The organism is Sulfurimonas sp. HSL3-1 (genome assembly GCF_039645995.1).
GTDB classification, from domain to species: Bacteria; Campylobacterota; Campylobacteria; order Campylobacterales; family Sulfurimonadaceae; genus Thiomicrolovo; species Thiomicrolovo diazotrophicus.
On sequence record NZ_CP147920.1, the window covers coordinates 2,002,978 to 2,017,689 of the forward strand.

Below are 14,712 nucleotides of genomic sequence, written 5' to 3' on the forward strand. Positions count from 1 at the left end.
CATGAACCTTTTCGAATCCCTCCACGCCCAGCCGTGCAGCATCGAGGGGCTGCGCGAAAGTCTTCGGCAGCGCCATAGCCAGACCCATGAGCATTGCGAGCGGGTCGTCCTGCTTGCCGACGCCTTCGGCCGCGCCTGTTCCCTCTCTCCCGACGAGCAGGTTCAGCTGCTCTACAGTGCGATGTTCCATGATATCGGCAAAATCGGCATTCCCGACAGCATCCTCTTGCACCCGGATGCCCTTGCGCCCGAACAGCGCGAAACAATGCAGTTGCACTCCACCATGGGCGAAGCGATCGTCCGCCTGCTGCAGCTCCCTCAGGGCGACAGGATCGCCGACCATGTACGGCATCACCACGAACACTTTGACGGCAGCGGCTACCCCGACAGGCTAGAGGGCGAGGCGATCCCCCGCATCGCCCGGATGCTCTCCATCCTCGACAGCTACGACGCCCTGCGCGAAACGCGCCCCTACCGCGCGGCCATGCCGCACCACGATGCCATTGAGATTATGCAAAACGAAAGCGGTACCAAGCACGACCCGGAACTGCTGACAATTTTTTTGCAGCTGGAAGTGATGGATATGATTGAAAAACAGTATGGTGCAAATGAAAAGTAGTTGAGAAAGATTGGTGGAGCTGTGGAGAATCGAACTCCAGTCCGAAAACAAGCTACCTGCGGCGTCTACATGCTTAGAGAGGTTGTTTGGTTTAACCGGGCTTCACACAACCTGCAAAGCTAGACCGGGCGAGTCTCGAAGTTCTTCTGCAGATGAGACAATCTACAGATATATCTGGAGAAGGGTGATACTTCAAAGTCCTTCCTATCCAGAGTCGGAAGGCGAAGCAGTCCTAAATTAAGTTAAAACTTACGCTACAGCGTAAGCAGGACGATAATTTGTGTTGTTTGCAGTTATGCAATCTGAGCCGTATATCGGGATGCTCAGCCCGGCATGCAACCGTAGGCGACCTGCTCCCGTCGAAACCAGGTCAGCCCCGTGTTTAAGTAAACATTCAATTATACCATAATTCCGGAGACGCCGGAGAAAACGGCGCACCGGCAGGTGTGAAGCGGCTCCTTATTTCAGCAGCCAGACTTCGATGCGGCGGTTCGCCGCGCGGCCCTCTTTGGTACCATTGTCGGCGATCGGCTGGGACTCGCCCTTGCCTTCGGCGATGATACGATCTTCGGAGATGCCGTTGGCAATCAGGAGTGTTCTGACGCTGTTCGCACGTGCTTCGGAAAGTCCCTGGTTGTACTTGTCGCTGCCGCGGCTGTCCGTGTGGCCGAGAATCTTCACGTTGTATGCAGGGCTCTCTTTGAGGAACTCTGCGAATTCAACGACTTTGCCTTCGGACTCTTTTGCGATGACGGCAGAAGCTGTCTCGTAGCGGATCTTCAGCGTCTTGACAACAGGGCAGCCGACCATATCAACCTTGAAGCCTTCCGGCGTGTTCGGACAGTTGTCTTTCAGGTCGCTGACACCGTCGCCGTCGCTGTCTACCGCACATCCAAGCTCATCCACGCTGGCGCCTTTCGGGGTGTCGGGGCATTTATCGGAAGCATCGACCACACCGTCATGGTCGCCGTCAAGCTGGCATCCCATAGCATCGACTGTCGCGCCTGCAGGGGTATCCGGGCACTTGTCCGTCCCGTCGACCACGCCGTCGCTGTCACTGTCGAGTGCGCATCCGTTCGCATCAACGCTCACGCCGGCTGCCGTGCCGGGACATTTGTCCGCGTCATCTGCAACCCCGTCGTTGTCGCTGTCCGCCGGTGCATCGGCAACAGCAGGTGCCGGCTCCGGTGCAGGTTCCGCCGCCGGTTCGGAAGCGCCGAAAGCAACATTCACACCGGCAAGAACGGCCAGATTGTTATCCCAGCGGTCGTCATTGTATTTCAGCATATAGAGTGCTTCGAGTTTCAATGCAACCTCTTCGGCGATCGGGAACTTGAATCCGAGGCCGGCGTCGGCCATCACGCTGTCTTCATTGTCATACTTCAGCTTGGTCATATTTTCATACCCCAGACCGGCTTTCATATAGGGGATCGCCGTTCCGAGCGGGCCGTATTCATGGACACCGTTGAGCATGACACGGGTAATCGTCGTCTCGCCCCCTGCTTTTTTGTAGACGACATCCGGCGAATAGAGCAGCTCAAGCTCGGGCTTGATACTCTCAAAGATCGCATTGAACTGGACCGCTGCACCGATCGTCCCCTGCTTGTTCATCTCCAGATTGCCCTCCGGGATCACCCCTCCGACAATCGCAGTCACTTCATAATCTCCGGCTGTGGCAGTCGATGCAAGGACTGCAGCGGTAACCGTAGACATGAAAAACCCTAATTTGCGCATTGTTTCTCCTTTAATTTATAACGAAATTTCCCCTCACTTCATGGGAAGTTCGTCATTTTGCTGCATTATAGCACGTCAAATTCTCATATTTAATGACAAAAACAAAAAAATTGATAGCATTTTGATACAGAGAGGATACAAAAGGAGGAGAGATAAGGATTATTGATACGGGAGACCGGCCGAAGGGCCGATGCTTACTCCCACTCGATCGTTGCGGGCGGCTTGGAGCTGATATCGTAGACGACGCGGTTGATCCCGTCGACTTCATTGATAATGCGGCGGCTGATGCGCTCGAGCAGATCGTGCGGCAGATGCGCGAAGGTCGCCGTCATACCGTCGACCGCTTCGACGACGCGGACGCAGACCGTGTTGTCGTAAGTACGGTTATCCCCCATGACCCCGACGCTCTTGACGTTGAGCAGCACGGCAAACGCCTGCCATGTGCGGGTATAGTAACCGCTCGCCTTGAGCTCGTCGAGCAGAATGACGTCCGCTTCGCGCAGCAGGTTGAGATCCGGTTTGTTGACGTCGCCCATGATACGGATCGCCAGGCCAGGCCCCGGGAAGGGGTGGCGGTTGATCATCGACTCGGGGAGTCCCAGTTCGCGCCCCAGTTTGCGGACCTCGTCTTTGAAGAGTTCGCGCAGGGGCTCGATCAGCTCGAAGTCCATCCAGTCCGGCAGGCCGCCGACGTTGTGGTGTGACTTGATCGTCTCGGAAGGCCCTTTGACGGAGACGGACTCGATGACGTCCGGGTAAAGGGTTCCCTGTGCCAGGAACTTGATACCGGAGTGCTTTTTCGCTTCGGCTTCGAAAACCTCGATGAAGGTGTGTCCGATCGTCTTGCGCTTCGTCTCCGGATCGGTCACGCCAGCCAGGCGCTCCAGGAAGAGCTCGGAAGCGTCCGCCACGACGAGGGGCACTTTCAGGTTGACCTTGAAGACCTCCTCGACCTGTTCGCGCTCGCCCTTGCGCAGCAGCCCGTTGTCAACGAAGACCGGGATCAGCTGGTCACCGATCGCTTCGTACAGCAGCGCCGCGACGACAGAGGAGTCGACCCCGCCGGAGAGCCCGCAGAGCACCTTGCCCTCGCCGACCTGCTCTTTGATCTTCGCGATCTGTTCTTTGAGGAAGTGACCCATATCCCACTTCTCGGTCACGCCGCAGATCTTGCGGGCAAAGTTGCGCAGCATGAGGTACCCCTCTTCGCTGTGCTGGACTTCCGGGTGGTACTGCATGGCGTAGACGCGCTTCTCCTCATTTGCGATCGCCGCGAAGGGGGAGTTGTCGGAGTACGCGATCGGCGCGAAGCCCTCCGGGAGCACGTCAACGCGGTCGCTATGGCTCATCCAGACGATGCGGCCGTTCTCGCATGATTCGAACAGCGGGGAGACGTTGCCGTGTTCCTCATTGATATAGAGCTCCGCCTTGCCGTATTCGTGGTGATCGGAGCGGATGACCGAACCGCCGAAATCGACGGCAATCCGCTGCATCCCGTAACAGATCCCCATCACGGGGAGGCCGAGGTCGTAGATCGCCTTGTCCACTTCATAGGCATCTTCGTCGTACACCGAAGCCGGGCCGCCGCTGAGGATGATCCCTTTGGGGTTTTTCGCGGTGATCTCTTCGACTTTGGTGAAGTAGGGAACGATTTCACAGTAGATACGTTCCTCGCGCAGGCGGCGTGCAATAAGCTGCGTATACTGCGATCCGAAATCCAGTACGATAATGCTGACGTCTTTCACGGTAAGACCTTTATGAATGGTTGATTGATAATGAAAGGATAGCTTAAAAGGGGTTAGATTTGGGTTAGTGTCGGGCGGTGCGCCGGAGGGGTGTTCCGCCCCGGCAGGCAACGCCGGAAGACGGGCCTAGTAGAGCCCGAGAATCTCGAACTGGATGTACCAGAGGGCCAACGAGAGGAGATAGCCCGCCAGGATCGTCCAGGCGTATTTCATATGCGCACCGAAGGTGTAGATTCCGCGCAGACGCCCCATAACGCCGACGCCGGCGGCGGAACCGAAACTGATCAGGCTCCCGCCGATTCCCGCCGTCATCGTGACGAGCATCCACTGATCCAGCCCCATCTCCGGGCTCGCTTTGAGGATCGCGCTCATCACCGGGACGTTGTCGACGATCGCCGAGAGGAAGCCGACGCCGATGTTCGACGCCGTCGCACCGATCACCCCGTAGAGATCGTGGATGTAGTTGAGGAAACCGACATAGTGCAGCGCACCGACGGCGGAGAGGATCCCGAAGAAGAAGAGCAGCGTATCGTTCTCGATCTTCTGCATGTTGACGAAGATATCGAACGAATCGCGCTTCTGCTTCGTCAGACGGAAAGAGTAGAGCTTGAGCAGCGCCAGACCGAAGACCATGCCCCACATCGCCGGGAAGTGGAAGAACTGGTGTCCCAGGACCGCAATAACGATCGTTGCAGCCCCCAGGTAGACAACCGTCATTCCGCCGTCGCGCATCTGCGGTGCCGCTTCGCTGCTCGCGTCAAACGCCGGCGCTCCTGCCGGAACGAAACGGGCCAGCAGCCATGCCGTCAGGACCCAGCCGCCGATGGAGGGGACAAAGAGGAAAAGGAAGTCGATAAATTCGCCCTTCTGCGCCGTCCACGCCATCAGGGTCGTAATATCTCCAAAGGGACTCCAGGCACCGCCCGCATTGGCCGCCACAACGATATTGATCGCCCCCGGTACGAGGAACTTGTGATTGTCACGGTCGATCGTGAAGAGTACCGTCGAAAGGATCAGTGCCGTTGTCAGGTTGTCGGCTACCGGCGAGATGAAGAACGCCAGCAGCCCCGTCAGCCAGAAAAGTTTCTTGTAGCTGTATCCCTTGGAGACGAGCTTGTATTTCAAGACGTCAAAAACGCCCCGTTCAATCAGGGTCTCGATGAAAGTCATCGCCACGAACAGGAAGAAGAAGATCTCCGCGATCTCCTCGATCAGCGTGCGCATCTCCTCATGAAGCGGGTCCGGAGAGAGCCCGTTGAGCGCATAATAGATCCCGATCAGCATAAACGAGAACGTTCCGATGAACAGGGCCGGCTTGGCCTTGTTCAACTCATATTTTTCTTCCGTTGCAATAAAATAATAGCCGATGACAAAGACGGCCAGAACGGCGATCCCGACCCACGTCGAGGTCAGGTCAAGCATGGTGTCATGCATATAAAACTCCCAATTGAAATATATTTTACACCTCCGACGGTGTTATGACTCAGTTTTCGCGGTAATGGACCCCGACCGACTCTTCCCTGGCCAGGGCGGCGCGGACGATCTCGTGCGCCGTCAACAAGCGCAATCTCAGCATCCGGCCGATCGGGGAAGCGAGCATGGCGTCGAGCGTGGCCAGTGCTTCCTGGAGCCCTTCTGTCGTCCGGACAATGGAAACGAATTTCCACATTATACGGCGCAGCTGCTCCTTTTTCTCTTTGTCTCCCTCGACAAACAGGGGCTCATCTCCCGGGGCGAAAGGGGTGGAGCAGTTGCTCCCCGGTTCGCTCAGAAGCGCCGCGGTCGCGCGTTTGGCGAAGACCAGCCCCTCCAGCAGCGAGTTGCTGGCCAGACGGTTGGCGCCGTGGACCCCCGTCGACGCCGCTTCGCCGATGGCATAAAGCCCCTTGACACCGGCAACGTGCCCCTCCAGGTCCGTCTTGATCCCGCCGATGGCGTAGTGAAACGCCGGGGAGACCGGCACGCGGTCTTTGGGAACGTCAAAACCCATATCCCGCAGGTTGGCGCTGATATTGGGGAAGCGTTTATGGAAATAGGCCGGATCAAACTCCCGGAAGGAGAGGTAAATCTGCTTTTTCGTCTTGCGGCGGTAGTCGAAAAGCGCCCGGCTGACGATGTCGCGGGGGGCAAGTTCGCCCCGGGGGTCGTAATCGAAGAGGAAACGGTAGCCGTCTTCATCCTCGACCTGCGCCCCCTCGCCCCGCAGCGCTTCGCTAAGCAGCTGCTTCTGCACGGACTGGTTACCGAGGTAAACCGTCGGGTGGAACTGCATCATCTCCATATTGTCCAGGGCGATCCCTTTTTCGACACAGATGCCCTGGATATCCCCGCTAATGCTGTAGGCGTTCGTGTGGAAGCGGTACAGCGAGCCCACCCCGCCGCTGGCGAGGATCACCTGGTGTGCGAGGATCACTTTGCGCTCGCCCTTGTAAACGACCTCGACCCCGCAGATCTGCCCCGCTTCGATCAGGAAATCGATGACGGTGGCGTTGGCCAGCATGGGGTGGGGATTATTCAGCAGCAGAAAGTGGTGGAGATGCCGACCCGTCGCATCGCCGCCCGCATGCAGGATACGGTCGGCGGAGTGCGCCGCCTCTTTGGTATAGAGCAGACGACCGTTCTCCCCCGTATCGAACTTGAAACCGCGTGCCATCAGGTCACGAACCACGCTCTGCGAGGTTTCGCTCAGCACCCGGACCGCCTCTTCGTTGCACATGCCCGCACCCGCGTCAAGGGTGTCTTTGATGTGAATGGGGATATCGGCGTCGTTGCGCGCGGTCGTCACGCCGCCCTGGGCGTAATAGGTGTTGCACTCCCAGGGGCGGGTCTTGTTGATGAGGAGGACTTTTTTATCGGTAGGAATGTTCAGCGCGGCGTAGAGTCCGGCGACCCCGGCACCGATGATGAGGACGTCATACTGCATCAGCGCACCTTTTGCGGGGCTTCGTAGTAGGGGTTGCCCTTGTAGCCGCATCCAGAAAGGCTTAACAGGCAAACCGCTATAATCATCATATGAAAAATGCTTCGCATATTCTCGCTTCGCTGCGGCAAAAGCCGTCGTTTTCAAAATTGGCGCACTTCGAGTGCATCCGCCGCATCCAGGGGCTTTTCCCCCCGCACCTGCAGCGGCTCGTGCGGTACGGCTATTTTCACAACAAAATACTCTATTTTGTTCTTAGCCATCCGGGCGCCAAACAGGAGTTCGATAATATCATTGCCTCGATTAAAGCCCCTTTAAAACTCTATACGCCGCCGGAGTGCCGGGAGCACCTGCCCGAGGACATCCGCGCCTTCGTCACCCACCGCATCGAAGCGGCAAAAAGCGAAGACACGGGGATGATACGCGACACCGAAGCCCTCTACACCGAACGCTCGGAAGGCGCCTTCGGCAACGAGGCCCACCATCCCGAACTGCACCGGCTCATCGAACGGATCAGAGAACACATCCATGCTCGAACAGATTCAGAACCTGCCTGACCGTCCCGGCGTCTACCACTACTACGACGCCGGCGGCCACCTGCTCTATGTCGGCAAGGCCAAGAGCCTGAAGAAAAGGGTGAAGAGCTATTTCCGCTTTACCCCCGTGCTCGCCCCCAACCCGACCCTTTCCCCCCGCATCCGCAAGATGCTCGGCGAAACGGTCTCGCTGAACTATATCGTCGTCGAAAGCGAACACGACGCCCTGATCCTGGAAAACTCCCTGATCAAGCAGCTCAAGCCCAAATACAACATCCTGCTGCGCGACGACAAGACCTATCCCTATATCTATATCGACCGCGCGCTCCCCTTCCCCCGTTTCGAGATCACGCGCAAAGTCATTACCGGCAGCAGTATCGAATATTTCGGCCCCTATTCCGTCGGGGCGCGGGACATCCTCGACTCTCTCTACGACCTCGTACCGCTCGTGCAGAAGCAGAGCTGCCTGGCCGGGGGGAAGACCTGCCTTTTCTATCAGATGAAACAGTGCCTCGGTCCCTGCGAGGGGCTGGTGACGCCGGAGGCCTACGCCGACCTTATTGACGAGGCCAAAAGCCTCATCGATTCCAAACGGAAGCTGCTCTCCCGCCTCGAAGCACGGATGGCTTTTTACGCCGAATCGCTGCGCTTCGAAGAGGCGGCGAAACTGCGAGACCGGATCGAGCGCATCGAGCGCAGCGAACAGCTCTCCAAGATCGACCTGGCCAACGCCGCAGACTATGATATCTTTGCCGTCGCCCACAACGATAAGTATGCCGCCATCGTCCGCCTCTTCATGCGACGGGGTAAGATCGTCTCCTCCGCGTTCGACACGATCCGCGCGGGTGCACTCTTCGACCCCGGCGAACTCTACGAACGCACCCTGCTGGAGTTCTACGTCCATGACCAGCCCCCCATCCTCGCCCCCATCCTCGTCGCGGACGATTTCGAGACCCGCGATTGGGTCGCATCGGCACTCTCAAAACATCTGGGGCGCAAAGTACAGATTCACGTCCCCCAGCGCGGCGAAAAACGCAAAGTGATCGATACCGCGCGCCTCAATGCCGAGGAGCTGCTCCAGAAACAGCGGCATACGGGGGCCGAACGGACCGCGGAAGCCCTGCAGGAGCTCTGCGGACTCTCCGCCTTCCCCGAACGCGTCGAGGTCTTCGACAACTCCCACCTCGCCGGGGTCGCTCCCGTCGGGGCCATGATCGTGGCCGAAAAAGGGACGTTCCTGAAAAAAGCCTACCGCCACTACCACCTCGAATCGCGGGATGAGTACGCCCAGATGCGTGAAATGCTGACCCGCCGGATCGAGGGTTTCGGCACCAACCCGCCGCCGGACCTCTGGATCATCGACGGGGGGCGCACCCTGCTGCTGCTGGCAACGGACCTTCTCGCCTCCGCCGGGGTCAACCTCGACGTCATCGCCGTCAGCAAGGAAAAAATCGATGCCAAGGCACACCGTGCGAAAGGCAAAGCCGCCGACCTGATCCATACGTTCGAGGAGACCCTCAGACTCCCGACGACCGACCCCCGTCTGCACTGGGTGCAGCGGCTGCGGGATGAAGCCCACCGCTTTGCTATCACCTTTCACAAAAAGCAACGAGAAAAGGAGGCAAAAAGCTCAAATCTCCTGCAACTGAAGGGCATTTCTGAGGCCAAGGTCAAAAAACTTCTCAACCATTTCGGCACCTTTGAAGCCGTTTATGCAGCCCCCGAGGAGGAACTCGCCGCCCTCCTCAACATTGCTGATGCAAAAAAGATCAAAAACAGTTATCGATAAGTTGCATTTTGCGGTTAATATGCTATATTTATCCAGACACAAATTAAAACAAGGTCGACTATGCAGGTAGTAGAACCGATAGATGAAGAGTTTAAATTCGAAGGCCGTGCGATCGTGAGTGAAACGGATCTCAATGGGATCATTACCTTCGCCAACCGGAAGTTCTGTGAAATCTCCGGCTACACCAAAGAGGAGCTGATTGGACAGCCGCACAATATCATCCGCCACCCGGATATGCCGAAAAAGGCCTTTGAGATGATGTGGAATACCATCAAACAGGGTAATGTGTGGACTGGTCTTGTCAAAAACCTGCGCAAAGACGGACGGTATTACTGGGTCGAAACAACGATCACGCCGATCCAGGACGAGACCGGGGCAATCACCAAATATGCCGCAGCGCGCAAAGGGGCCAGCGAAGCGGCCATCGAAGAGGCCGAAACGCTTTACGAACGCCTGCGCGGCGAAGAAGCAGAATCATAACCTGAAGGAGGCATTGTGCTGATCTACAACCACAACAAAGAATTGGTGGGTATTGACGACGAAACACTACACCATCTCGGATACAAAACCCTTTCCGAATTTCTGGCGGAACACAGGGATGTGGCTGAAATGTTCGTCAAGAAACCGGGGTACATCCACAACTTCCAGAACTTCCCCTGGATCGACTTCGTCCTCCATGCCGACGCCGAAGACACCCGTGCCATTATCCAGAACGACAAGGTCCATTTCTCGTGTACACTGGCCCTGTCACCGATCTTCATGACCGATGCCCCAGACAACGAAGGGTATGTCGTTCATCTCAAGCAGGTTAAGGCCCTCAGCGGGGCGATGGAGCCCTTTGAACGTCCCTCCCCGGCAGAAATGCCGGCATTTGAAGAGCATCCGGTACGTCCCCACGAACCCGAAGCGCCGATCGTACCGCCTGCACCGGCAGAGGAGTTTGAATTTGAAGAGCTCCCGGCGATCGACCTGCCCGATATCAACCTTGACGGATCCCTGAGCGAACCGGAGAGCTTTGAAACCGAAAGCCCCGAACCCGAGCCCTTCGCACTGGAAGAAGAGCCTTATATGCCGGAAACCTTTGAACCGGTTTCCGCCCCCGAAAAAACCGAACGGCCGATGCTCGGCGATTATATCAACCAGGAAGAGCAGGCCTATCTGGACAACCTGCAGACGGATCATGACTACGTTTTCGACCCCAATATCGCTGCAAGCGAACTCGGTCTTCCCGTCGAACTGATCGAGGAGTTCATCGGCGACTTTATCCAGCAGGCCCACGAATTCAAAACGGGGCTCTTCAATGCCAACCATGAAGAGGATTTCGACGAAGTTCACCTCCTTTCGCACAAACTCAAGGGGGTCGCGGCCAACCTCCGGATCGAAGACGCCTTCGAGGTGCTGAGCATCGTCAACGCTTCACGCGACCAGGTCGAGATCGAAGCCAACTTGAAGCAGTTCTACCTTATCGTTGCCAAAATGGAAGGCAAACCGCTTCCGGAAATGACCGAAGCGGCGGCACCGGCAAGCGAAGTCTTCGAACCTGAGGCCAGTAAACCCGCTGTCTCAGAGCCGGCGGAAGAGGACGACCTCTATGACTTCGGCGACCTTCTGGGCACTTCCGCACCCGAGGAGTCCCCAGGCTTCAAGGAAGAGCTTAAACCGCCGACCGTCGAAGAGGAGCCGGCGTCTCTGGAGCTGGGCAGCCTGATGGATGACGATATCGAACTGCCGCCGATCAAAGATGAAAATGCCCCGGCAATCGAGGAGGAACCCCGCGAACCCGTCGAGGATGTCGAACCCTTCAGCCTCGACATCATCCCCGAGAAGGAACAGCACCTGATCGACGATGCCGAAGAGGGGGAACACTACCGACAACTCAGCGGCGAGGCTTCACAAGACACCGCGCTGATGTCTGGTGCCGAAGAGACCAAGCTCCATTACGACCTCACGCGGGCCGCGGCCGAAATCGGTCTGAGCGAATCCTTCGTCAAAAGTCTGGTGACAGATTTCGTCGAGGACGCCAAAAAGAAAAAAAGCGAAATCATGCAGGCGATCGATGACGGTAACCTGAAGAAAGTGCGCTCCGTGGCCTTCGAATTCAAAGGCCTTTCAGACAACCTCCGCATCGAGGACGTCTCCCGCAGCCTGACCAAGCTGCTTAGACATGAGCAGCTTCCGGCCCTGAAAAAGGAAGCGGAACACTTTTATTCACTCTTGAAACAACTCTAAAAAGGAAGCTATATGAATTTGGGACTTAAAAGCCAGTTGCGTCTGATCAGCCTCTTGCCGATCCTCCTCCTGCTGAGCCTTGCCAGTTTCTACGTTTATACCTCGTTCAAAGACTACCAGTCCGCGGAAGTCCTCCAAACGAAACTGGCAGAGAACAAATACCTCAATGAACTCTTTACCAACATTTCCCGCGAACGCGGGATGACCGTTATGTACATGGGTAACCACTCCGAAGCGACGAAAAAATCGTTGCTGGCCCAGCGCGACATCGTTGACCAGGGCCTGGCACAGCTCAGTGGAACGCTGAACGTCCAGGACAGCACCACGCTGCAAGGAACGGCCAACACCATCGAAGAGGTCCGTAACGCCGTCGATACCGGCAACGCAGAGTTTGAATCCGTTTATGCCGAAGCCTACGGCAGCCTGCTGACGTCCATCCTCGATATTCTCGGGCACATCACCCAGATTTCCGACGACAAGGCGCTCTCTTCCAGTGCCTCCGCCTACTACAACCTGCTCCAGTCGGAGTTCTATACCGCTTCCGAACGCGACTTCATCTCCTTCATTCTCGCCCGCTCCACCGCGCTTGAGACGGAAGAGGTCAACCGCTGGCTCTCGCTGATCGGCCGGGCCGACGCCATCAGTTACGATACCGCCCTCGACGCCGACCTCAAAGCCGCCATGGACGCTCTCTTCAAGAGCGAGGACAATGTCGAGCTCTTTGAGGATATCACCGCCGAACGCGCCGAGATCATCCAGGCCATCAACGACGGGCTCTACTCGACACAGTCCGGTGTCTGGTTCGCGATGCTCTCGGAAAAGACCAACCTTCTTTCCGAAGCCGAAACTGTTCTGATCGAGGCGATGGACAAACGTGCAGCCGTCGTCCAGACCCAGGCCCTCGAGATCCTGACCGCCGCCGTCGTCATCTGGGCCATCGCGATCATTATTGCACTGCTGGGCTACTTCCTTGCCAACGATATCGCCCGCAACATCAAGGACCTCGAATCGGTCCTGAAACGTGCGGCAGAGGGTATCGAGACCGAAAGTTCCGATATCAACCTCGAGACGGCGAAGGGTACGGCGCAGGCCTACGCCCTGCTTGAAGGGGTCATTGAACAGACCCGGATGGATAAGGTCTCCGCCCAGGAAGCGAGTGAAGCGAAATCGATGTTCCTGGCGAACATGTCCCATGAAATCCGTACGCCGCTCAACGGGATCGTCGGCTTTACGGAACTCCTCAAAGACACCGACCTCCAGGAAGAGCAGCGCGAGTTCATCGATATCATCGAAAAGAGCTCCGAGAACCTGCTGGAAATTATCAACAACATTCTCGACCTCTCCAAGATCGAAAGCAACAAGCTCGAGATCGAAGAGATCGCCTTCAACCCCCTCGAAGAGTTCGAGAGTGCCGTCGAAGTCTATGCCGTCCGTGCTTCTGAAAAGCATATCGACCTCGGCTGTTTCATCGACCCGAGCCTGGAACGTCCGCTCAAAGGGGACCCGACCAAGATCAAAGAGGTCCTTATCAACCTCCTTTCCAATGCGGTTAAGTTCACAAACAGCGGCGGCGCGATCAACGTCAATGTCCGCCGCGAAGCATGCGATACGCCAAACCGCGCCCGCATCCGCTTTGACGTCAAAGACAGCGGGATCGGGGTTACCGCGGAGCAGAAAGCCCGCATCTTCGAGGCCTTCGGTCAGGCGGACACCTCCATTACCCGTAAATACGGCGGTACCGGCCTGGGTCTGACGATCTCGAGTAGCTTCATCGAGCTGATGGGCGGCAAACTCGATCTTGAAAGCGAACCGGGACAGGGAACCACCTTCTTCTTCACCCTTGAACTCGAAGAGATCGAGACCCTTAACGAATCGCTTCAAAACAGTTTTACCAATATCAATGCGCTCATTATGAACGATGAAACACGCCAGAAGGCACAGACGGAATACCTGCTCGAGTACCTCAACTTCTACGGCGTCAAACCTACAACGTTTAATGACCTCCGCGAGCTGCAGCAGCTCCAGGAGAAGGGCAGTTACGACATTCTGATCGCCGACTTCGACTATTGTGACGAAGAGGTGCTGCAGAAGGTCAGCGCGACGCCGGAAGCCACCGTCCTGATCACCAAGTCCTACTACATGAAGAAGATCGAGAGTATGGAGCTTGAGCTTTTCAAGGTCCTCTACGAACCGCTGAACGGTACAAAACTGCAGGCGGTGCTTGAATCCTTCGACGCCGAAGACTACGTCGTCAAAAAAGCGCAGAAAAAACGTAAAAAAGTCAGCGCCGACAGCCGTTTCGATGCAAAGGTCCTCGTCGCCGAAGACAACATCATCAACCAGAAGCTGATCCGCCGTACCCTCGAAGAGCTCGGCCTGGAGATCACCATTGCCAACAACGGTCTCGAAGCCTTCGAGAAACGCAAAAACGGCAACTTCGACCTTATCTTCATGGATATCCAGATGCCGGTCCTCGACGGGATGGAAGCCACCATGGAGATCCTCGACTTCGAAGAGGACGAAAATCAGCCGCATGTGCCTATTATCGCCTTGACGGCCAACGCCCTCAAAGGGGACCGCGAACGTTTCATGGACGTCGGGATGGATGAGTATACAACCAAGCCGCTGGTACGTACCGAAATCCTCAATCTCCTCAGCCAGTTCATCGGCGACAAGATCGTCGATGTCCGCCAGGTGGAAACCGCCGAGGAGACTCTCCCGGCTGCAGGAGAAGCAGCCCCGGAGGAAACGGTCGCCGAGACTGCCCCGGAGATAACCTATAGCGCCGATATCCTGCTGGTGAAAAAAGGGATTCTTGAGAGCAAGCTCTTCGGGCAGCTTCTTGCCGATCTTGGCTTCACGTACGACACCGAAAGCGGTGCCGAAAATATGATGCAGGCCCTCGAAGAGAAGGCCTACAAACTTGTGCTGTTCGACCAGGAGATTGATGGGCTTGACTTAGAGAGCCTGCAAAAGACCCTGGAAAGCAAAGGGCATAAAACCGCGACCGTCATGATGGTCGACCCGGGCGTCGAGCCCGATGAATCCACACGCAGCCACGTCAACGACGTCATCAAAAACGTCATTAACAAAGACCTTCTGCGTCTGATCTTTGAAAAATACGTATAAACTCTAAAGGA

11 protein-coding genes and 1 other RNA gene are annotated in these 14,712 nt (G+C 56.7%); 6 read left to right on the forward strand and 6 right to left on the reverse strand.

Going from position 1 to position 14,712, the window contains the following annotated elements; translation table 11 throughout:
• Window position 1 precedes the first annotated feature (1 nt).
• Window positions 2–619 (forward strand): HD-GYP domain-containing protein, encoded by a 618-nt coding sequence (locus tag WCY31_RS10300; protein WP_345969736.1) that lies wholly within the window; start codon window positions 2–4, stop codon window positions 617–619.
• An 11-nt stretch (window positions 620–630) separates the two neighbouring features.
• On the opposite strand, the gene ssrA is transcribed toward WCY31_RS10300, so the two are convergent.
• The 6 genes from ssrA to lptM form a co-directional block, all read right to left on the reverse strand.
• Window positions 631–997, reverse strand: a transfer-messenger RNA (tmRNA) gene (gene ssrA, locus WCY31_RS10305).
• Window positions 998–1,078: 81 nt separating this feature from the next.
• Window positions 1,079–2,353, reverse strand: coding sequence for an OmpA family protein (locus tag WCY31_RS10310; RefSeq protein ID WP_345972308.1), 1,275 nt, complete (start codon window positions 2,351–2,353; stop codon window positions 1,079–1,081).
• 194 nt (window positions 2,354–2,547) lie between these two features.
• Window positions 2,548–4,098, reverse strand: coding sequence for a glutamine-hydrolyzing GMP synthase (guaA, locus tag WCY31_RS10315; RefSeq protein ID WP_345969738.1), 1,551 nt, complete (start codon window positions 4,096–4,098; stop codon window positions 2,548–2,550).
• 126 nt (window positions 4,099–4,224) lie between these two features.
• A complete protein-coding gene (gene nhaD / locus WCY31_RS10320) occupies window positions 4,225–5,532 on the reverse strand; it encodes a sodium:proton antiporter NhaD (RefSeq protein ID WP_345972309.1) in 1,308 nt (435 codons plus the stop codon).
• 49 nt (window positions 5,533–5,581) lie between these two features.
• Window positions 5,582–7,021 (reverse strand): L-aspartate oxidase, encoded by a 1,440-nt coding sequence (nadB, locus tag WCY31_RS10325; RefSeq protein WP_345969740.1) that lies wholly within the window; start codon window positions 7,019–7,021, stop codon window positions 5,582–5,584.
• The gene (gene lptM / locus WCY31_RS12790) at window positions 7,021–7,128 is read right to left on the reverse strand and encodes an LPS translocon maturation chaperone LptM (protein WP_416768554.1); all 108 of its coding nucleotides are present in this window, start codon (window positions 7,126–7,128) and stop codon (window positions 7,021–7,023) included. The genes nadB and lptM overlap by 1 nt, the downstream gene beginning before the upstream one ends.
• On the opposite strand from lptM, the gene WCY31_RS10330 reads away from it, so the two are divergent.
• The 5 genes from WCY31_RS10330 to WCY31_RS10350 are packed head-to-tail and all read left to right on the forward strand — an operon-like array spanning window position 7,111 to window position 14,701.
• A complete protein-coding gene (locus tag WCY31_RS10330; protein ID WP_345969741.1) occupies window positions 7,111–7,575 on the forward strand; it encodes a hypothetical protein in 465 nt (154 codons plus the stop codon). The genes lptM and WCY31_RS10330 overlap by 18 nt on opposite strands.
• A complete protein-coding gene (uvrC, locus tag WCY31_RS10335) occupies window positions 7,547–9,343 on the forward strand; it encodes an excinuclease ABC subunit UvrC (RefSeq protein ID WP_345972310.1) in 1,797 nt (598 codons plus the stop codon). Before WCY31_RS10330 ends, uvrC begins: the two co-directional genes overlap by 29 nt.
• A 60-nt stretch (window positions 9,344–9,403) precedes the next feature.
• Window positions 9,404–9,823, forward strand: a complete 420-nt coding sequence (locus WCY31_RS10340) for a PAS domain-containing protein (protein ID WP_345969743.1) — start codon at window positions 9,404–9,406, stop codon at window positions 9,821–9,823.
• Window positions 9,824–9,838: 15 nt separating this feature from the next.
• Window positions 9,839–11,572 carry a hypothetical protein gene (locus WCY31_RS10345; RefSeq protein ID WP_345972312.1) on the forward strand — a complete coding sequence of 578 codons (1,734 nt, stop codon included), beginning with the start codon at window positions 9,839–9,841 and terminating at the stop codon, window positions 11,570–11,572.
• A 12-nt stretch (window positions 11,573–11,584) separates the two neighbouring features.
• Entirely contained in the window at window positions 11,585–14,701 is a 3,117-nt protein-coding gene (locus WCY31_RS10350) for an ATP-binding protein (protein ID WP_345972313.1), read from the forward strand.
• The last annotated feature ends 11 nt before the right edge of the window (window positions 14,702–14,712 follow it).